Here is an 18,642-nt window from a genome sequence, read left to right as displayed (position 1 = left end):
CTAGCCGGTTCCTTCCTCGGCGTCCGCGAAGCCCCACTCACGGGCCAGGCGGGTCAGGGCTTTCGCCGCCCAGGCCCGCCGCTCGTCCCGGTCGAGCCCGATCGGGGCCACCACGGTCACCGCACCCTGCGGGCCCGGCAGTTCTTCCGGTTTCCCGAACGCCGAGAGGTCGACGACGGCCGGCAGGCTGGTGTCCGCCTTGACCTGAAGTGTCACGGTCGGGGGCGCCAGCAGTGCGGCGCACTCGGGGTTGGGGACGAGCGCGCCGGGGACCACGACGGTCGCGGTGTGCCACGCCGCCGTCCACAGTTCGACGATCTCGTTCGCCGTGACCCGGAGGCCGGCCGTGGACCCGTCCGGCCGCGCCGACGCCCACACCGCGAAATTGGCCTGGAACTCGACGGAAACCGTGACCGCCGAGGTCCAGCTGCCCGGAAGCAGGAGGCGCGCGACCGCGCGGACGGCCGTGCGCCCGTCGGCCGGCCTGCGCACGGTGTAGTCGTACCGGGCGTCTTGTCCGGTCTGGCGGACTTCCGGCCCGCTCGCCCGTTCCCACCGGCCCGGTGCGGTCCGGGCCCGCCGGAGGAGAGACAACGCCGGGAGGAGTGTGCTGATCGGCGCTTCCGGGAGCGCCGCTTCGATCAGGTCGCGAGTGCGCCGCGTGATCTCGACCTGGTCGTCGAGCTGCCACGGCAGGGTGGCGACGGCGCGCACGGTCAGATCCGCCGGCCCGGCGGTCGGCAGCCAGAAGGCTCCGGTGGCTTTCGTGTCCAGCCGGGGCCGGGGATGCCACCACGCCGTCTGCGTCGCGGGGTCGCGGTGCAGGACGCCCGCCTGCCAGGTGCCGTCGTCGAGGTCGACCGCACGGGCGGCGGCATCGAGCTGGCCCGAGGTGGGAAACCCGGGCCCGTCGGGGAAGCCGGGGAGGGCCGCGAGGTCGTCCCAGATCGGCCCGGCGACCACCACGGCCCGTTTGCCGGCGACCGCGCAGATCGCGGCGCCGCCGGTGAAGTGCTGGACGAAGCCGGGTCCCTCGCGGTAAGCCCGGCCGGCCGGGGTGCCCAGGCGGCCGCCGGCTCGGCGGGCGGCGTCTTCGAACGCCCGCTCGGTTCGCGGGTCGGCTCCTTCACCGATCCGGATGGCGGGAGTGCCGGGGACCGTCACGGAACCGGCGTTGCCCACCTGGATCACGACCCCGTGGACGTCCCCGGTGACCACGTTCCGGACGGCCGGGGCCGGCTGCGGTCGTGGCGGGATCCGCCTCGGCCCGAGCACCGGACGCGCACCCAGCGGCGGCACCTCGAGCTCGGGCTGGTCCAACAGCATGCGGAGGAGCTTTTCGGCGCCCGCGACGGTGAAGTCCGAAACCGAATACACCGTCGAAGTGACCGAAGCGAGGAACTCCGGCACGTCACCCGGGCCGCGGCCGGGCAGCAGGAGAGGCACGAACCGCTTCAGCGCGTTCGGGTCGGCGTAGAACGCGTCGCGAACCTGCCGGGCCTTCCAGAGGATGCCGGGTCCCTCGTGCGCGCCGCCGTCTCCGGCACTGCGGCGGTACGCGGGCGAGGCGATCACCAGGACGTAGTCGGCTTCGCGGAGCCGCCCGGCCGTCCACAACGCCCAGTCCCGGCGCTCGTTCGCTTCACCCAGGTCGAGCCGCGCGTCGACACTGCAGGACCGGAGGAACCGCCACAGCCGGATCAGCTGATCCTCGTGCGAAGGGTCGTCCGGCTCGTCGGCGTACGAGAGGAGCACCTGGGTCACGCGCACCTCCCACCTCGTCCGCGCGAGGGAGGGATTCTACCGACTCGGAGTCGCCGGTCAGAGCTTGCGGCGCCGGCGGCGTCGGGGCCGCGGTTCGGGCGCCGGGTCCTCCGGAGGCTCCTCCCGGGCCGCCGGGTCCGTCAGGCCCAGCATTTCCGCCGCCAGCTGCTGGGAACTCGCGAACATGCCCGTCGGGGCCTCGCTCGCCCGGCGCAGCGCCGACGGGCGGAGGCGGTTGTAGCCGCGGACCGTCACCGGCCGGCGGGCGCGCAGGTCGTACGCCTTCTCGTCCGCGAGCTCCGCGGCCAGCTCGCGGTCGACCAGGATCGTGCCCGGGCGGGCCACCGAGGTCAGGCGCGCGGCCAGGTTGACCACCGAGCCGTAGACGTCGCCGAAGCGCGACAGGATGCGCCCCGACGCCAGGCCCGCGCGGACGGCCGGCAGTGTCTCGTCCGCCGACGTGCGCTCGGTCAGCGTCAGGGCGATCTCCGCCGCGTCGACCGGGGCGTCCGCCACGAACAGGACTTCGTCGCCGATCATCTTCACCACGCGGCCGTGGTGCTCGGCGATCACCTCGGTGGCCAGGGTCTCGAAGGCGTCGAGCACGCGGCTCAGCTCGTCTTCGCCGATCTGGCGCGTCAGGCGCGTGTAGCCGACCATGTCGACGAACCCGACCACCTGGGTGCGGGTCTCCAGGTGTTCGTCCGGGGCCGCGAACGCGCGCCCCGCGTAGGCCGCGAGGTGGCGGCGCCACACGAAGTTCTGGACTTGTTCCAGCTCCGGCAGCAACCGGTCGACCAGGCGCGTCACCTGGCGTTCGCTGCGGCCGAGCTCCGGCTGTTCCCGGATCAGCTGCCAGAGCATGTCGACCTGCCACTCGGCCAGCCGCGACAGGTGCTGGCCGAGTGCGCGCGTCACCGAGACCTCGATGCTCGGGTCGATCAGCCCCGACTGCACCAGCTGGTCGGCGGTCCGCATCGCCTCGACGTCGGCGTCGGTGAAGACGACCTCGTCGTCGCGCACGGTCGCGAACCCGAGCGCGCGCCAGAGCCGGCGTGACCGCTCGTCGGGCACGCCGGCCTTCTCCGCCACTTCGAGCCGGGTGTACTTCCGCCGGCCGCCGAGCAGGACGCGTTCGAGCCGCTGCTGAAGTTCCTCGCCCGGACCGGTCACGTCAGGTCGTGTGGACGATCAGCACGTCCACGCCGGACTTGCGGGCCACCTCGGACGGCACCGAGCCCAGGATGCGGCCGGCGATCGTGTTCAGCCCGCGGTTGCCGACGACCAGCAGGTCGGCCTCGCGCTCCTTGACCACCTTGCGCAGCGAGTCGACCGGGTCGCCCTTGACCGCGACCGTGTCGATCTTCTCCGCGCCCGCTCGTGCCGCGCGGTCCCGCGCCGATTGCAGGGTGTCTTCGGCCGGGGCCGAGCCGACGACCTGGTACGCCTCGTCGCCGAGGGCGTCCTGGGCCTTGTCGACGTCGGACTGGCTCGCCGGGTAGAACGCACACGCGATGACGAGCGTGGCGCCCGCGTCGCCGGCCACCGCCGCCGCGCGGTCCACCGCCGCGAACGAGGACTCCGAGCCGTCCGTGCCCACCACCACGGTCCGATATGCCGCACCCATGCGCAAAACCTCCAGGTGATCCCGCGTGAGCAGGGACGATAGCCGGTCGGTACCGACCGCGCAGGCTCGTCCGCGCCCGTGTCGGGTGGAAGGTTACTCGCCAGTCGCTTTCTGCGCTCCGCTCGCCCGCGGAGCCGGCTTCGGCGCCGCTTTGGGGGCCGCGGTGGCGGCGGGCTTGGCCGCGGGTTTGGCCCCGGGCTTCGGCTTCGGCACATCGGAGGCGCGGATCCGGATCGTCTCCTCGACGTCGGTGACCCGCACGGTCTGCTCGGTGTCGTCCGGCTTGGGGTCGGTGACCAGGTCGGCCTTGACGTCGGCGGGCACCTTGACGTCGTCGCCGAGGACGGTGTGCGCCTCGGCCAGCACGGCCCGCGCCGCCCGGACCTGCTCGGCGAGCCCGCCGCGCACCTTCCGCAGCGCGTCGACCCGCTCGTTCGCCTGGGTGATCCGCCGGTTGGATTCCTCCGTGGCCGACGTCACGCGGCGCCGCGCCTCGTCGGCGGCTTCGGCGAGCCGCGCGTTGGCCTCGGTGATCGAGTCCTGACGCCGCTTGTTGGCATCCGCGACGGACTCCCGCTGACGGCGGTCGATGTCGGCCTTCGCAGCCTTTTCCTCTTCGAGAACCTTCGCCCGGATGTCGGCGGCGTCCTGCGTGGCCTCCTGGACGCGCCGCGCGGCCTCGGCCTTGCTCGCGGCTTCCTGTTCGGCCAGCACCCGCATCGCCTCGGTGCGGCGCGAGGCCATCGCGATCTCGAAGTCCTCTTCGACCTTGGTGCGCCGATCCTGCGACTCGGTGTCGAGCCGCTTGCGCTCGGCCTCGGCCTCGGCGGTGATCTTCTTGGCCTCGGCGCGGGCGTCTTCGAGGACCTTCCGGTGCTCGGCCTCCATCTCCTTGCGCCGGAGGTCGAGTTCGGTGAGCAGCTGCTCGTACCGGGCCCGCATGGCACTGGCATCGGTCTCGGCCTTGGCCCGGATGTGCCCGGCCTCGGCTTCGGCACGGGCGCGCGTGTCGGCGGATTCGTCCTGCGCGAGCCGCAGCATCCGCTGCAACCGTTCGGACAGGCCTTCGACGCTCGTCGGCGGCTGGGCAAGCCGGTCGACCTGCCCACGCAGATCCGCGATCTCGCCGCGCGCGATCTCCAGCTGGCGGGCAAGGTCCCCCGCCTGCGCAATGGCGGCGTCCCGATCCGCGGTGAGCATCTTCAGATCGGCATCCAGCCGTTCAAGGTGCTCATCGACCTGCGCTCGGCTGTACCCGCGCTTCGCCACGTCGAAGCCGGCTCCCAGCGGCACAAGCTCCCGTTCATCGCCAAGGCTCATGGGGCCTACCGTAGTCGCAGTCCGGTCACGGAAGGGTGAGCACCCGGGCGGTGCGCCGAACGAGCGGTCTCCCGCGGCGAAAGGAACCGCCGGAATCGCCTGGTTCTTCGGGGCTTCCTGGCGCCGGCAGTTAGCGCGCTGACGGCGGTCCCCGGCGCGGCGAGCAGGGCGGCTTCCGGTGCCGAGATCAGGCCGGTTCCGGCCGGCCCGGGACCGGGCGGGCTTCCTGCACCGGGACTGGGTGAGTTCCGGTCGCGGGAGCAGGCCGGGTTCCGGCCCAGGGGCCTGGGTGGGGTTTGGGCCGCGGGGCGAGGTGGGCTTCGGCCGCGGGAGCGAGCGGGCTTCCGGCCTTGGGGGCCGGGTGGGTTTCGGCCGCGGGAGCGGGCCGGGTTCCGGCCCGGGGCCCGAATGGGGTTTGGCCGCGGAGCCGGATGGGCCTCGGGCCGCGGGGCCAAGCGGACCTCGGCCGCGGGAGCGAGCAGGCTTGCGGCCCTGGGAGTGGGCGGGCTTTCGGCCGCGGGTCCGGGCGGCTTCGACCGCGGGCGCGAGCCGGTTCTCGGCGCCGGGAGCCGACCCGCTCCCGGCGCCGTTGGGCGTCAGGCGCCGCGGAATGCGTTGATGCCTTCGATGTGTTTGGCGCGTTTCTCTTCGTTGCGGATGCCGAGGCCTTCTTGGGGGGCGAGTGCGAGGACGCCGACCTTGCCTTGGTGGGCGTTGCGGTGCACGTCGAGGGCGGCCTGCCCGGTCTCCTCCAGCGCGTAGGTCTTCGACAGCGTCGGGTGGATCAGGCCCTTGGCGATCAGCCGGTTCGCCTCCCACGACTCGCGGTAGTTGGCGAAGTGGGAGCCGATGATCCGCTTCAAGTTCATCCACAGGTACCGGTTGTCGTACTGATGCATATAGCCCGAGGTCGAGGCGCAGGTGACGATCGTGCCGCCCTTGCGTGCGGCGTAGACCGACGCGCCGAAGGTCTCCCGGCCCGGGTGCTCGAACACGATATCCGGGTCCTCACCCCCGGTCAGCTCACGGATCTTCGCCCCGAACCGCTGCCACTCCCTCGGGTCCTGCTCGTCCTCGTTCTTCCAGAACCGGTAGCCCTCGGCGCTGCGGTCGATGATCAGCTCGGCCCCCAGCTTCCGGCAGATCGCCGCCTTCTCCGGGCTGGACACCACACACACCGGGATGGCGCCGCCGTTGAGCGCGTACTGCGTCGCATACGAGCCCAAACCCCCCGACGCACCCCAGATCAGCACCACGTCACCCTGCTTCATGTCCGCGCCGTTGCGCGAAACGAGCTGGCGGTAGGCGGTCGAGTTCACCAGCCCGGGCGAGGCGGCCTCCTCCCAGGTCAGGTGGTCCGGCTTGGGCATCAGCTGGTTGGCCTTGACCAACGCGACCTCCGCCAGCCCGCCGAAGTTGGTCTCGAAACCCCAGATCCGCTGCTCGGTGTCGAGCATCGTGTCGTTGTGCCCGTCCGGACCCTCCAGCTCGACGTTCAGGCAGTGCGCGACCACCTCATCGCCGGGCTTCCAGTTGTGCACCCCCACCCCGGTCCGCAACACCACACCCGACAGGTCCGAGCCGACCACGTGATACGGCAGATCGTGCCGCTTCGCCAGCGGCGACAGCTTCCCGTACTTCTTCAAGAACTTGAACGTCGGAATCGGCTCGAAAATCGACGTCCACACCGTGTTGTAGTTGATCGCACTCGCCATCACGGCGACCAGTGCTTCGCCGGGGCCGAGCTCGGGAACGGGGACGTCATCGACGTGCAGCGACTTGCGTGGATCCTTGTCCCGGCTCTCCAAGCCCTCGAACATGTCGACCTCGTCCGCGTGCACCGTCACCCCGCGGTAGCTCTCGGGCACGGGCAACGAGCCCACCGCGGCGGACTCGCCGTTCAGGATGGCCTGCTGGATCTCGCCGAGCTGCGTCATCGGTTCCTCCGCGGAGATGGGGGGCGTTGGCGGCAGAAATTACTCGCCGGTAACACGCGTCCACAACTGTACGAGACGGACAGCACGATTACACGCCGAACTGTGACCGGCTCACCTTGACCGGCTGGCCAGTCAAGCGGATCATCGACGTCGGGTACACCACCCGACCAGCAGTTTCACCGACGGAGGTGAGCACGAATGAGTGAAGTCTCTACGCGCGCGTGGACCCGGCCCCACGACTGGGCCGAGGTCGTCATCGGGGTGGTCGCCGCTCTTTCACCCCTTTGGCTGAGCACGGACACGACCGCGATGTGGACGATGGTCGTCCTGGGCGCGCTGATCGCACTCGACGGCCTGGTGTCGCTGGCGATGCCGGGCATGGTCTACGGCGAAGGCATCCAGATCGCGCTCGGCGTGCTGCTCTTCATCGCGCCGTGGGTGATGGGGTACACGGAATTCAACGGCGCGTCCTGGACGTCCTGGATCGCCGGGGTGCTGACGGTCATCGCCGGCGCGGCAGCGATGCCGGTCGCGAACGCCGCGCACCGCACGGCCGGGCAGCACTGACGACGCAGGAGGCACGGGAATGACCGAGGATTCGGCGAAGGAGCGCATCCTCTGCGCCGCCGAGGCGCTCTTCGCCGAGTCCGGCTTCGACGCCACCCCGACTTCGCGCATCGCGGAGCAGGCCGGGGTGCCGAAGGGGCTGGTGCACTACTACTTCCGCCACAAGTCGGACCTGCTCACGGCGCTCGTCGCGCGGCTGCCCGACGAGCGCATCGAGCCGGCGGTGGTGGTGGTCCCGGGCGACCTGGCGGGCAGCTTGAGGCGGCTGGTCCGCGAGCTGGACCACCGCTTCAGCAGGTCACTGGGGCTGTCGCACTTGCTGTGGCGCGAGGCGGACACGCACCACGTGGTCCGCGACGCGCTGCACGAACGTTTCCAGGTCCTGGTCCGCCAGGTCAGGGCGGTGATCGTCGCGGCGACGGGTGGCGTAGTGCCGACGGCCGACGTGGATCGGGCGTCGGGGTTGCTGGCGCGCGCGGTGAGCCACCGGCACGCGACGGCCCGGCATTCGGAGGACGACCTGCCCGCGGAGTTCGACGGGGAGCTGACGTTCATCGCGGACGCGCTGTCGTCCAAGGCCGCGCCCGCTTAGCCGGGTCGCGTTCGCCGCGGCCGGCGCGCGCCGGCTCGGCTGGGTGCTCTGTCGGCCGTGGGGTTACCGGCGACCGGCTTGCGTGGCTGTGTCGCCGGGTGGGCGCGCGCTCTTGCCCGCCTGGCCGGCTTGGCTGGGCGCGCTCGCTCAGCCCGCGGGTGCCCCGCCGGCGGCCCGCGTGCCCGCGCCTGCTGGTGAGGTGGTGCGCCCGCTGATGTGCGCCTTGCGGGCCCGCCATCGAGGCAGTGGCCCGCTTCCGCCGGCGGTGTCCGTGCTCATCGGCGTGGTGGCCGCGCGCCCGTTTCTTGTCACGGGCGTGCGGCTCCGCGCCGAACCCTTGCGGCGGAACGACTCAGTGCGCCGTGGCGTCCTTGGCCGGCTCCACCAGTTCCACCAGGACGCCGCCCGCGTCCTTGGGGTGGACGAAGTTCACCCGGCTGTTCGATGTGCCCCTCTTCGCCTCCTCGTACAGCATGCGCAGGCCCTTTTCGCGCAGGGCCGCGGCCGCGGCGTCCACATCGGACACGCGGTAGGCCAGCTGCTGCAGGCCCGGGCCGCTCTTGGCCAGGAACTTGCCGATCGCCGAGTCGTCGCGCAGCGGGGCCAGGAGCTGGATCTGCGTCTCCGTACCCGCCGTGCCCGGGGCGCGCAGCATCGCCTCGCGGACTCCCTGCTCCTCGTTCACCTCCTCGTGCGCGACCTCCAGGCCGAAGTGCGCGCGGTGGAACTCGATGGCCGCGTCCAGGTCCGGGACCGCGATGCCGACGTGGTCGATGGCCGTCACGAACGGCCGCAGGGCGTCATTCATGGAGGCAGGATAGGGGGCCCGCGCGCCGCTTCGAGGCGGAATCGTCGCGTGCCCCGCCTCACACTGGCTCCATCAAGAAGCCCTGCTCCCGGGTATGGTCGGGAAAACTGCCCATGCGCCGATGCTTGGAGGACGCCGTGTCCGGTTCCGTGATCCTGGGTGCCGCCCGTACGCCGATCGGGCGCCTGCTGGGCTCCCTCAAGGACTTCACGGGCGCCCAGCTGGGCGGGGTCGCGATCAAGGCGGCCCTCGAACGCGCCGGCGTCTCCCCGGACGCGGTGCAGTACACGATCATGGGTCAGGTGCTGACCGCCGGCGCCGGCCAGATCCCGGCGCGGCAGGCCGCCGTCGCCGCGGGCATCCCGATGAGCGTGCCCGCGCTGACCATCAACAAGGTCTGCCTCTCCGGCCTCGACGCCATCGCGCTCGCCGACCAGCTCATCCGCGCCGGCGAGTTCGACCTCGTCGTCGCCGGCGGCCAGGAGTCGATGACCCAGGCGCCGCACCTGCTGCCCAAGTCCCGCTCCGGCTTCAAGTACGGCGACACCACGCTCGTCGACCACATGGCCTACGACGGTCTCTTCTGCGCCTTCGACCAGGTCGCCATGGGCTCCTCGACGGAGAAGTACAACTCCCGCTACGGCGTCACGCGCGAGCAGCAGGACGCGTTCTCCGCCCGCTCCCACCAGCGCGCCGCCGAGGCGATCAAGAACGGCTACTTCGCCGACGAGATCGCGCCGGTCTCCATCCCGCAGCGCAAGGGCGACCCGGTCGTCTTCGACACCGACGAGGGCGTCCGCGCCGACACCACCGCCGAAGGCCTCGCCAAGCTGCGCCCGGCCTTCGCCTCCGACGGCACCATCACCGCGGGCTCGGCCTCGCAGATCTCCGACGGCGCCGCCGCGGTCATCGTCGCCAGCAAGGCGAAGGCCGAGGAGCTCGGCATCACGCCGCTCGCCGAGATCGGCGCGCACGGTGTCGTCGCCGGGCCCGACGCGAGCCTGCACGAGCAGCCGTCGAACGCGATCCTCGCCGCGCTGGCGAAGGCAAATCTGACCGCCGACGCCCTCGACCTCGTCGAGATCAACGAGGCCTTCGCCGCCGTCGGGCTCGTCTCCACCGAGAAGCTCGGCCTCGACCCGGAGAAGGTCAACGTCAACGGCGGGGCCATCGCGCTCGGCCACCCGATCGGCGCCTCCGGTGCCCGGCTCGCCGTGCACCTGATCCACGAGCTGCGCCGCCGCGGTGGCGGGCTCGGCGCGGCCGCGCTGTGCGGTGGCGGCGGCCAGGGCGACGCCCTCCTGCTGCGGGTGCCGTCGGCGTAAGTGGCCGGACCACTCGACCTCGACGACCTCGTCGGCCGCGCGCGGGACGGGCAACCCCGGGCCGTCGCGCGGCTGCTGTCGCTCGTCGAGGACGCCCACCCGCGCGTCGCGGAGATCGCCCGGACACTCACCCCGTACACCGGGCGAGCCCGGGTCGTCGGCCTCACCGGCCCGCCCGGTGTCGGCAAGTCGACATCGACCTCGGCTCTGCTCACCGCGTTGCGCGCGGAGGGCAAGCGGGTCGGGGTGCTCGCCATCGACCCGTCTTCGCCGTTTTCGGGCGGGGCGCTGCTCGGCGACCGGATCCGGATGACCGAACACGCCACCGACCCCGGCGTGTTCATCCGCTCGATGGCCACCCGCGGGCACCTCGGCGGGCTCTCGTGGGCGACGCCGCAGGCGGTGCGCGTGCTGGACGCGGCCGGTTTCGACGTCGTGCTGATCGAGACCGTCGGCGTCGGGCAGTCCGAAGTGGACGTCGTGAAACTCGCCGACACCACGGTGGTGCTGCTCGCGCCGGGCATGGGCGACGGCATCCAGGCCGCGAAGGCCGGGGTGCTGGAGATCGCCGACGTCTTCGTCGTGAACAAGGCGGACCGCGAGGGCGCCGACGCCACCGTGCACGACCTCAAGCAGATGATCTCCCTGGCCCGACGGGAAATCCGGGGGCCGAGCTGGCGCCAGCCGATCGTGCGGACCGTCGCGGCCAAGGGCGAGGGCGTCGACCAGGTCGTGGAGGCGCTGGCCGCGCACCACGACTGGCTCGCCGAGCACGACGAGCTGGCCCGGCGCCGGGTGGCCCGAGCGCGCGACGAGGTCGAGGCCATCGCCATCCGGCGGTTGCGGGCCGAGCTCGTGGACCTGCGTGGCGGGGGACGGCTCGCCGGTGTCGCCGAGCGGGTCGTGGCGCGGGAACTCGACCCGTTCGCCGCCGCCGACGAGCTGATCGCGGACCTTCGCGGCTAGCGCGGACGCGAGCCGACTCAGCAGGAACCGTGCCACCGCAACGGGTCTTCGCCGAACTTCCATGGTGTACTCCCCTCGTGGGCGGCGAGTTTGCCGCGTGCCGACCATCGTGCGCCGGGGGTCCGACAATTTCCGGGGTGCGGGCGCCGAGGTTCACCCGATGGGCTGACGAGGGCGACTTTCGCCGGTTCTGGCTGTCGGTGCCGCGCCCTAGACTGCGGGACGCTCCGGAACCGGGCGATCACTGGGAGGGCGTACAGCATGAATAAGACACTTCTGACCGCGCTGGCGGCGGGCGCGTTGTTCGTGGCCGGTCAAGGCGTGGCCACGGCGGCCGACGCTCCGCCGCCGAAGACGACCCACGGGCCTTGCCAGTACACCGAAACGCCGGACGAACCGCCCGCGCGGCCGGTGCCGCTGCCGCCCGACCCGCGGCACACGCCGAGCCACGGCAAGGTCGACGTCGCCATCCCGACCAGCCAGGGCGCGCTGCCGCTGCGGCTGGACCGCGCGAAGGCGCCGTGCACCGTGCAGAGCTTCCTGCACCTGGCGCGGCACCGGTTCTACGACCACACGGTGTGCCACCGGCTGACCGCGTACCCGACGCTGAAGGTGCTGCAGTGCGGCGACCCGACGGCGACCGGCGAGGGCGGGCCGGGCTACAAGTACAAGGACGAGCTGCCGGTGGACCTGCCGCCGGCACCGACCGACCCGACCGGCGCCCGGCGTGTCTACGCGCGTGGCCTCCTGGCCATGGCCAACGCGGGGCCGGACACGAACGGTTCGCAGTTCTTCGTCGTGTACGGCGATTCCGCGCTGCGGCCGAACTACACGGTGTTCGGCACGGTCGGTGCGGACGGGCTGCGGACGCTGGACAAGGTCGCGGCCGGCGGGATCCAGCCGACCGCGGAGGACCCGGCGCCGGTCGACGGGACGCCGGTGCTGCGGACGGAACTGCTGCGGGTCCGGCCGGACTGCTGGTTCTGACGGTGGTCGCGGGCCGCTCCGGTGGGGTGGCCCGCGGGCATCGCGGGTGCCTGGCGGGGTATTTCGCGTGATCGGACGGGCTTCATGCTTGATTGGGAGGGCATCACGTGTGATTGGAGGGGCATCACTCGTGATTGGGGACGGGGTTGGCGGGATCGGGGACGGAACTCGTGTGATTGGGGGCGGATTTGGGTTAGGGGGTTGCTTCGGCTAGGGCTTCTACGAGGTTTTGGGTTGCTCCCTTGAAGGCGTGGGCCGGAGTTGCGGCGTAGCCGACGATGAGGCCGCCGGGGCGGGCGGGGGTCATCCAGTGGCTGGAGAGGCCCTCGATGCCGATCGAACGGCGGCGGCAGGCCGCCAGGGCCGTGGCCTCGGAGGGGCCGTCCGGGGGCAGCATGAGGAGCAGGTGCAGGCCCGCCGCGATGCCGTGCGGGCGCACGGAGTCCGGTAGTGCGGCCAGGAGGCGGGTGCGGCGCGAGCGGTACTCCGCGCGGCTGCGGCGGACGTGCCGGTCGTAGGCGCCCGAGTCGATCAGCTCGGCCAGGGCCAGCTGGTTCAGCAACGCCGGGCGTGAGCCGCTGTCGGCCATCGCCGCACGGACCGGCTCCACCAGCGAGCGCGGCAGCACCAGCCACGCCAGCCGCAGCGCCGGGGCGAGCGTCTTGCTGGCCGTTCCCGCGTACACCACCCGCTCCGGCGCCAGTGCCTGCAACGCCCCGACCTGCTGGCGGTCGAAGCGGAACTCGCCGTCGTAGTCGTCCTCCAGCACGAACGCGCCCGACTCGCTCGCCCAGCGGGCCAGCGCCGCCCGGCGCGGTGGGGCCAGGGTGACGCCCGTGGGGTACTGGTGCGCCGGGGTCACGACCACCGCCGGACTGTCCAATGCGGACACGTCGAGGCCGTGGCCGTCGACGTCCACGCCGACGATCCGCGGGCCCTGCGCCGCCGCGATCGACCGGTACAGCCCCAGCGAAGGGTCCTCGAACGCCATTTCGCGCGTACCCAACGAAAACAAGGCCCGGGACACCACCGCGATGGCGTGCGAAAACCCGTGGCACACCACGATCCGCGCCGGGTCGGCGACCACCCCGCGGGCCCGGGCCAGGTAGCCGGCCAGCGTGTCGCGCAGCTCCGGCGCGCCCAGCTCCGACTCGTAGCCGAACGCCGACGCCGGTGTCCGCAGCAGGGCCCGCCGGGTCGCGGTGAGCCACGCTTGGCGCGGGAACGCCGTCAGGTCCGGACGGCCCGGCCGCAGGTCCCAGCGCGGGGCCGGGTCGCGCGGGGCCTGCCGCGGCGCGGACTGGGGCAGCGAGCCCGCCGTCGCCACCCGGGTCGGCGCGCCCTGGGCCGTGCGCAGGTAGCCCTCGGCCGCCAGGTCGGCGTACACGCGGGTGACCGTGCCGCGGGCGACGCCGAGGTCGTGGGCCAGCGCGCGGGTCGAGGGCACTGCCGCGCCCGCCTGCCACCGGCCGTCCCGGATGGCCGCGCGGATCGCCGTCGCGAGCCCGGTGCGGCCGGACGCGGGCTGCCAGCCGAGGTGGACGTCGAGCCCGGAACTGGACCACGATTCCGTCATGTGACTGGACCATACCCGTGGACCAGTTCGCACTAGCGTGGACGGCATGAGCAAGCGAATCGCGCTCGGGGGCGCCCCCGAGCTGTACCAGGCGATGGCCAACCTGCAGGCCGAGGTGAACAAGGCCGGCGCCAACGCGGGGCTCGACCCCAAGCTGCTGGAACTGGTGAAGACCCGCGCGTCGCAGATCAACGGCTGCGCGTACTGCCTCGACATGCACTCCCGCGACGCGCTCGAGCTGGGCGAGTCGCCGCGGCGACTGTTTGTGCTCGACGGCTGGCGCGAGACCGACCTGTTCACCGAGCAGGAGCAGGCCGCCCTCGCCCTCACCGAGGCGATGACCAAGCTTTCGGCGACGCAGTCCGTGCCGGACGACGTCTACGAGCAGGCCGCGAAGGTGTTCACCGAGGAGCAGTACCAGGCCGTGGCGTGGGAGATCATCGCCATCAACAGCTGGAACCGGATGACCATCACCAGCCACACGCCGCTGCCGAAGCGGGACGCGTGACCGCCGCCGCGCTCAAGGCGCTGCACGTCCCCGGCAAGCCCCTGGTGCTGCCGAACGTCTGGGACGCCGACACCGCGAAGCTCGTCGAGGCCGCCGGGTTCCCCGCCATCGCGACCAGCTCGGTCGCCGTGGCGGCCGTGCTCGGGTTCGCCGACGGCGAGCAGGCGCCCGCCGCCGAAATGTTCGCCGCCGCCGCGCGGATCGCCGCGGCGGTCGGTGTCCCGGTCACCGTCGACGCCGAGTCGGGCTACGGCCTGTCCGGCAGCGAACTGGCCGGCCGGCTGCGCGACGCTGGGGCCGTCGGCTGCAATTTCGAGGACACCGACCACGCGACCGGCGACGTCCGGGCCGTCGGAGAGCAGGCGGCCCGGATCGCCGCCCTGCGCGAGGCGGCGGGTGACGGCCTGGTGATCAACGCCCGGGTCGACTCCTTCCGCGGCGTGGACCCGAAGGAAGCGCTCGAAGCGGGCGTCGCCAGGGCGAAGGCCTACCTGGAAGCGGGCGCCGACTGCGTCTACCCGATCCACCTGCGCACGCCGGAGCTGATCGCGGAGTTCGTGCGGGAAACCGGCGGGGCGGTCAACGTGACCGCGTGGCCGGGCAGCCTGGGCCTGGAAAGCCTCGCCGGACTGGGGGTGGCGAGGATTTCGCTGGGCGGCGGGCTCTGGCAGTACCTGCGCAAGCAGTTCGAGGCCGCCGTGACCGGGGTCGCGCAGGGCGAGCTGCCGTACTGAAAATGGCCGAAGGCCGCCGCGAGGGGATCGGGAACACCCTCGCGACGGCCTTCGGTGTCGGTGAAACCGGCGGACCTAGTGGACGACCGCCTTCTCGGCGCCCGCGCCGGTGAGGGAGCGGACCTCCATCTCGGCGTACTTCTTCTCGTCGTGCTCCTTGGACAGGACCGTGCCCAGCCAGCCCAGGATGAACGCGGCCGGGATCGACACGATGCCCGGGTTGCTCAGCGGGAACCAGGCGAAGTCCGCGGTCTTGATCATCGACGTGCTCTTGCCGGACACCGCCGGCGAGAACACGATCAGCACGATCGTGATGGCCAGGCCGCCGTAGATCGACCACAGCGCGCCCTGGGTGTTGAACCGCTTCCAGAACAGCGAGTAGAGGATCGTCGGCAGGTTCGCCGACGCCGCCACCGCGAAGGCCAGCGCGACCAGGAACGCCACGTTCTGCCCGTTGGCCAGGATGCCGCCGCCGATGGCGAGGGCACCGATCACCACCGCGGTGATCCGGGCGACCCGGACCTCCGAGTCCGGCGACGTCTTGCCGCGCTTGACGACGTTCGCGTAGACGTCGTGGGCGAAGGACGCCGACGCCGTGATCGTCAGGCCGGCGACCACCGCGAGGATCGTCGCGAAGGCGATCGCGGAGATCAGGCCCAGCAGCACCGGCCCGCCCAGCTCCAGAGCGAGCAGTGGCGCGGCGGAGTTGACCCCGCCCGGTGCCTTCTTGATCGTGTCCGGCCCGACCAGCGCGCCGGCGCCGTAGCCGAGCACCAGCGTGAACAGGTAGAACACGCCGATGAGCACGATCGCCCAGACCACCGAGCGCCGCGCGTCGCGGGCCGTGGGCACCGTGTAGAAGCGCATCAGCACGTGCGGCAGGCCCGCCGTGCCCAGCACCAGCGCGATGCCGAGGGAGAAGAAGTCCAGCTTCGACGTGCCGGTGGCGCCGTACTGCTTGCCCGGCCCGAGCAGCGTCTCCCCGGCCTTGCCCGCCTTGTCGACGGCGGCCTGCAGCAGGGTGGAGAAGTTGAAGTTGTACTTGCCGAGCACCCAGAGGGTGATCACGAGCGCGCCGACGATGAGCAGTGCGGCCTTGATGATCTGCACCCAGGTGGTGCCCTTCATGCCGCCGATCAGCACGTAGGCGATCATGATGATGCCGACCACGGCGATCACCAGCGCCTGCGCGCCGCCGCCTTCGACGCCGAGCAGCAGGGCCACGAGGCCGCCGGCGCCCGCCATCTGCGCCAGCAGGTAGAAGAACGACACGGCCAGCGTCGACGTCGCGGCCGCGGCCCGCACCGGGCGCTGCTTCATCCGGAAGGCGAGGACGTCGCCCATGGTGAACTTGCCGGTGTTGCGCAGCAGTTCCGCGACCAGCAGCAGCGCGACGAGCCACGCCACCAGGAAGCCGATCGAGTAGAGGAAGCCGTCGTAGCCGTTGATCGCGATCGCGCCGGCGATGCCGAGGAACGACGCGGCCGACAGGTAGTCACCCGAGATCGCGATGCCGTTCTGCGGGCCGGTGAACGCGCGGCCGGCGGCGTAGTAGTCCGACGCCGTCTTGGTGTTGCGGCTGGCCCGGAACACGATCACCAGGGTGATGATCACGAAGAGGGCGAAGATGCCGATGTTGAGGAGCGGGTTGCTGCCCTCGACGCTCGCGGCAAGTGTCGCGGTCATGCCTGCTCCTTCTCGATGTCCTCACGGATCTTCTCGGCGACCGGGTCCAGCTTCCGGTTCGCGTACCGGACGTAGAGGCCGGTGATCACGAACGTCGAGACGAACTGGAGCAGGCCGAAGATCAGGCCGACGTTGATGTTGCCGACCACCTTGGTGCTCATGAAGCCGTGCGCGTAGTCCGCGAGGAGCACGTACAGCAGGTACCAGAGGAGGAACACCGCCGTCATCGGGAAGACGAACCGGCGCAGGCGGCTGCGCAGCTCCCGGAACTCGGTGCTCTCGTGCGCTCGTTCCCAGATGGTTTCGGATGTCTCCGGGGGCCCGCCGGTGTCCGTCGTGCTCATCGCTGCTCCCTGCGACGCTGCGGAAAGTGACGTGCGACACCGTAGGGACGCGTGAGTCTCGCGTGAAGATTCAGCGGTTCAACAGCCGGGTCAGACGACGAACGGTTGACGAACGGTCGCGAGGTCCCGTCGAACGGGGTTCGTCGAGGTGGAGGCGCAGCATGGCTGCCGTCGACCAGGCGGGGGGTCTGCCCCGCAGGGAGACCAGCGCCATTACGCCGAACGCCAACGGTACCGACCATGGTGCCGGTTGCTGCACCAGGATCGCCACCCAGCCGTGCAGCGGCGGCCCGGCGAGGGCGAACAGGATCGAGGCGGTCGAGGCCACCAGCCCGGTCAACACGCCCGCGATGCCACCGGTCGCCGTCAGCCGCGGCCACCAGATGCCGAGGACCAGCAGCGGGCAGAACGTCGACGCGGCCACCGTGAAGCCCCAGGTGACCAGGACGCCGGCGTCGAGCTCGGCCGAGCGCAGCGCCAGCAGCACCATGATCCCGGCGACGCCGAACACCGCGATCCGCAGCCGCCGCAGCCCGCCGGGGACGAGGTCGTGCGCGAGCGCGCCGGACATCACCAGCAGCAGGCCCAGCGACGTCGCCAGGAACGCGGCGAACGCGCCCGCGGTCAACAGGGCCGTGAACAGCCCGCCCGCCCAGCCACTGTCCACTTGGGACGGCAGGGCGACGACCACGGTGTCGGTCGCGCCCGAGAGGTACAGCCCGGGGACGAGGACCCGGCCGAGCACGCCGTAGACGCCGGGGAAGAGGTAGAAGACGCCCAGCAGCGCGACCGTGATTGCCGCGGTGCGGCGCGCGGCGCGGCCGTCCGGGCTGGTGTGGAAGCGCATCAGGACGTGCGGCAGGCCCATCGTGCCCAGCATGGTCGCGATGAGCACGGCCCAGGTGCCCAGCAGCGGGTAGCCCTGATCGCCCAGGTCGAGCAGCGGGCGCCGCCAGTCGGGCCCGCCCAGTGCCGCGCCGCCGCGGACCGCGGGGACGGCCGCGCCGGTGCCGAACACGACTTCGTCCTGGCTGTGCGCGGTGAATTCGCCCGGCGGCAGGACTTCCACGACGCCGTTGCGCCGCACCGGGGTCGGCTCGCGGATCTCCATGGTGACGTCGACCTCGAACCGCACCGGCGTCTCGCGGGCGAAGTGGGTGAACTCGACGGGGTTGAGCGCGTCGGTCCGGTTGACCGCGCCGGCCTGCAGCGTCAGCCAGATCGCCGGGATGAGGAACAGCAGCAGCTTCAGCACGAACTGGAACGCCTGCACGTACGTCGCCGCGCGCATCCCGCCCAGCGCGAGGGTGACGCTGACCGCGGCGCCGGCCAGCACCACGCCGACCCAGTACTGCGTGCCGCCGACCGCGGCGAGCACCAGACCGGCGGTGCGGAACTGCGGGACGACGTAGATCGTGCCGATCACCAGCACGACGACGGCGGTCAGGCGGCGCAGCGCGGGGGAGTTGAGCCGGGCTTCGGTGAAGTCGGGGACGGTGAGCGCGCCCGACCGCCGCATCGGCGCGGCGACGAGCACGAGCATCGCGATGTAGCCGGCGGTGAAGCCGACCGGGTACCACAGCGCCCCGATGCCGTCCTTGACGACGAGCCCGGCGACGCCGAGGAAGGAGGCGGCCGAGAGGTACTCGCCGGAGACGGCGGCCGAGTTCACCAGCGGCGAGATCCGGCGCGAGGCGACGAGGAAGTCCGACGTCGTGCGCATGGCGGCGACCCCGCGGACGCCGATCAGCAGCGTCACGAGCACGACCGGCGCGACGGCGAGCGCGACGCCCACTAGCCGGCCCTCCCGCGCTCATGCGCCCCAATGTGGCGTTCGGTGCGTCCAACGCACCGAACGCCACATTGGGTGCGTTGGACGCAACCAACGCCACATTGGGGCG

At 71.9% G+C, this 18,642-nt stretch carries 17 protein-coding genes; 7 read left to right on the top strand and 10 right to left on the bottom strand.

Features of this window, described 5'->3' with window-relative positions; genetic code table 11:
- From ACWEF6_RS29150 to ccrA, 5 genes are all read right to left on the bottom strand, one after another.
- Positions 1-1,764: a TIR domain-containing protein gene (locus ACWEF6_RS29150; protein WP_449685856.1), complete on the bottom strand. Its 1,764-nt coding sequence runs from the start codon at positions 1,762-1,764 to the stop codon at positions 1-3.
- A gap of 57 nt (positions 1,765-1,821) precedes the next feature.
- On the bottom strand, positions 1,822-2,937 hold the full coding sequence (locus ACWEF6_RS29145) for an adenylate/guanylate cyclase domain-containing protein (protein WP_449685855.1): 1,116 nt from the start codon (positions 2,935-2,937) through the stop codon (positions 1,822-1,824).
- A gap of 1 nt (position 2,938) precedes the next feature.
- The gene (locus ACWEF6_RS29140; protein WP_354808118.1) at positions 2,939-3,391 is read right to left on the bottom strand and encodes a universal stress protein; all 453 of its coding nucleotides are present in this window, start codon (positions 3,389-3,391) and stop codon (positions 2,939-2,941) included.
- 93 nt (positions 3,392-3,484) lie between these two features.
- A complete protein-coding gene (locus ACWEF6_RS29135) occupies positions 3,485-4,711 on the bottom strand; it encodes a chromosome segregation protein (RefSeq protein ID WP_449685854.1) in 1,227 nt (408 codons plus the stop codon).
- A 596-nt stretch (positions 4,712-5,307) separates the two neighbouring features.
- Entirely contained in the window at positions 5,308-6,648 is a 1,341-nt protein-coding gene (gene ccrA / locus ACWEF6_RS29130; RefSeq protein WP_449685853.1) for a crotonyl-CoA carboxylase/reductase, read from the bottom strand.
- A gap of 198 nt (positions 6,649-6,846) precedes the next feature.
- Here ccrA and ACWEF6_RS29125 point away from each other — a divergent pair, with 198 nt between their 5' ends.
- Together ACWEF6_RS29125 and ACWEF6_RS29120 are read left to right on the top strand one after the other, a co-directional pair.
- Positions 6,847-7,215 (top strand): SPW repeat domain-containing protein, encoded by a 369-nt coding sequence (locus tag ACWEF6_RS29125; RefSeq protein ID WP_071831581.1) that lies wholly within the window; start codon positions 6,847-6,849, stop codon positions 7,213-7,215.
- A 19-nt stretch (positions 7,216-7,234) separates the two neighbouring features.
- Positions 7,235-7,807 carry a TetR/AcrR family transcriptional regulator gene (locus ACWEF6_RS29120; protein ID WP_449685852.1) on the top strand — a complete coding sequence of 191 codons (573 nt, stop codon included), beginning with the start codon at positions 7,235-7,237 and terminating at the stop codon, positions 7,805-7,807.
- Positions 7,808-8,159: 352 nt separating this feature from the next.
- Here the strand turns inward: ACWEF6_RS29120 and mce are convergent, their stop codons facing one another.
- Positions 8,160-8,615, bottom strand: a complete 456-nt coding sequence (gene mce, locus ACWEF6_RS29115; RefSeq protein WP_449685851.1) for a methylmalonyl-CoA epimerase — start codon at positions 8,613-8,615, stop codon at positions 8,160-8,162.
- Positions 8,616-8,752: 137 nt separating this feature from the next.
- Between mce and ACWEF6_RS29110 the strand changes: the two genes are divergently transcribed.
- The 3 genes from ACWEF6_RS29110 to ACWEF6_RS29100 all read left to right on the top strand — a co-directional run bounded on the left by ACWEF6_RS29110 (position 8,753) and on the right by ACWEF6_RS29100 (position 11,893).
- Positions 8,753-9,940 (top strand): acetyl-CoA C-acetyltransferase, encoded by a 1,188-nt coding sequence (locus ACWEF6_RS29110; RefSeq protein ID WP_285988898.1) that lies wholly within the window; start codon positions 8,753-8,755, stop codon positions 9,938-9,940.
- Positions 9,941-10,906: a methylmalonyl Co-A mutase-associated GTPase MeaB gene (gene meaB, locus ACWEF6_RS29105; protein WP_449685850.1), complete on the top strand. Its 966-nt coding sequence runs from the start codon at positions 9,941-9,943 to the stop codon at positions 10,904-10,906.
- Positions 10,907-11,167: 261 nt separating this feature from the next.
- Positions 11,168-11,893, top strand: a complete 726-nt coding sequence (locus tag ACWEF6_RS29100; protein ID WP_449685849.1) for a peptidylprolyl isomerase — start codon at positions 11,168-11,170, stop codon at positions 11,891-11,893.
- Between the two features lie 193 nt (positions 11,894-12,086).
- Here ACWEF6_RS29100 and pdxR read toward each other — a convergent pair whose 3' ends face one another.
- On the bottom strand, positions 12,087-13,469 hold the full coding sequence (gene pdxR / locus ACWEF6_RS29095; protein ID WP_449685848.1) for a MocR-like pyridoxine biosynthesis transcription factor PdxR: 1,383 nt from the start codon (positions 13,467-13,469) through the stop codon (positions 12,087-12,089).
- Between the two features lie 46 nt (positions 13,470-13,515).
- On the opposite strand from pdxR, the gene ACWEF6_RS29090 reads away from it, so the two are divergent.
- Together ACWEF6_RS29090 and ACWEF6_RS29085 are read left to right on the top strand one after the other, a co-directional pair.
- Positions 13,516-13,977 carry a carboxymuconolactone decarboxylase family protein gene (locus ACWEF6_RS29090; protein ID WP_449685847.1) on the top strand — a complete coding sequence of 154 codons (462 nt, stop codon included), beginning with the start codon at positions 13,516-13,518 and terminating at the stop codon, positions 13,975-13,977.
- The gene (locus ACWEF6_RS29085) at positions 13,974-14,711 is read left to right on the top strand and encodes an isocitrate lyase/PEP mutase family protein (RefSeq protein WP_449685846.1); all 738 of its coding nucleotides are present in this window, start codon (positions 13,974-13,976) and stop codon (positions 14,709-14,711) included. The genes ACWEF6_RS29090 and ACWEF6_RS29085 overlap by 4 nt, the downstream gene beginning before the upstream one ends.
- A gap of 75 nt (positions 14,712-14,786) precedes the next feature.
- On the opposite strand, the gene ACWEF6_RS29080 is transcribed toward ACWEF6_RS29085, so the two are convergent.
- The 3 genes from ACWEF6_RS29080 to ACWEF6_RS29070 form a co-directional block, all read right to left on the bottom strand.
- Complete coding sequence (locus ACWEF6_RS29080; protein WP_449685845.1) at positions 14,787-16,397, bottom strand: solute symporter family protein; 1,611 nt, start codon at positions 16,395-16,397, stop codon at positions 14,787-14,789.
- Positions 16,394-16,741 (bottom strand): DUF485 domain-containing protein, encoded by a 348-nt coding sequence (locus ACWEF6_RS29075; RefSeq protein ID WP_310977541.1) that lies wholly within the window; start codon positions 16,739-16,741, stop codon positions 16,394-16,396. The genes ACWEF6_RS29080 and ACWEF6_RS29075 overlap by 4 nt, the downstream gene beginning before the upstream one ends.
- Positions 16,742-16,811: 70 nt before the next feature.
- Positions 16,812-18,536, bottom strand: coding sequence for a sodium/solute symporter (locus tag ACWEF6_RS29070; RefSeq protein WP_449685844.1), 1,725 nt, complete (start codon positions 18,534-18,536; stop codon positions 16,812-16,814).
- Positions 18,537-18,642 lie beyond the last annotated feature (106 nt).

This window comes from Amycolatopsis sp. NPDC004772, assembly GCF_053601215.1.
The sequence above is the reverse complement of the archived record's forward strand: the minus strand, read 5'-3'. Positions and strand labels throughout refer to the sequence as shown.

Excerpts from the sequence above, each read along its gene's own strand:
- ACWEF6_RS29140 (WP_354808118.1), bottom strand. The coding sequence starts at position 3,391 with ATGGGTGCGGCATATCGGACCGTGGTGGTGGGCACGGACGGCTCGGAG.
- ACWEF6_RS29135 (WP_449685854.1), bottom strand. The coding sequence starts at position 4,711 with ATGAGCCTTGGCGATGAACGGGAGCTTGTGCCGCTGGGAGCCGGCTTC.
- ccrA (WP_449685853.1), bottom strand. The coding sequence starts at position 6,648 with ATGACGCAGCTCGGCGAGATCCAGCAGGCCATCCTGAACGGCGAGTCC.
- ACWEF6_RS29125 (WP_071831581.1), top strand. The coding sequence starts at position 6,847 with ATGAGTGAAGTCTCTACGCGCGCGTGGACCCGGCCCCACGACTGGGCC.
- ACWEF6_RS29120 (WP_449685852.1), top strand. The coding sequence starts at position 7,235 with ATGACCGAGGATTCGGCGAAGGAGCGCATCCTCTGCGCCGCCGAGGCG.
- mce (WP_449685851.1), bottom strand. The coding sequence starts at position 8,615 with ATGAATGACGCCCTGCGGCCGTTCGTGACGGCCATCGACCACGTCGGC.
- ACWEF6_RS29100 (WP_449685849.1), top strand. The coding sequence starts at position 11,168 with ATGAATAAGACACTTCTGACCGCGCTGGCGGCGGGCGCGTTGTTCGTG.
- pdxR (WP_449685848.1), bottom strand. The coding sequence starts at position 13,469 with ATGACGGAATCGTGGTCCAGTTCCGGGCTCGACGTCCACCTCGGCTGG.
- ACWEF6_RS29090 (WP_449685847.1), top strand. The coding sequence starts at position 13,516 with ATGAGCAAGCGAATCGCGCTCGGGGGCGCCCCCGAGCTGTACCAGGCG.
- ACWEF6_RS29080 (WP_449685845.1), bottom strand. The coding sequence starts at position 16,397 with ATGACCGCGACACTTGCCGCGAGCGTCGAGGGCAGCAACCCGCTCCTC.
- ACWEF6_RS29075 (WP_310977541.1), bottom strand. The coding sequence starts at position 16,741 with ATGAGCACGACGGACACCGGCGGGCCCCCGGAGACATCCGAAACCATC.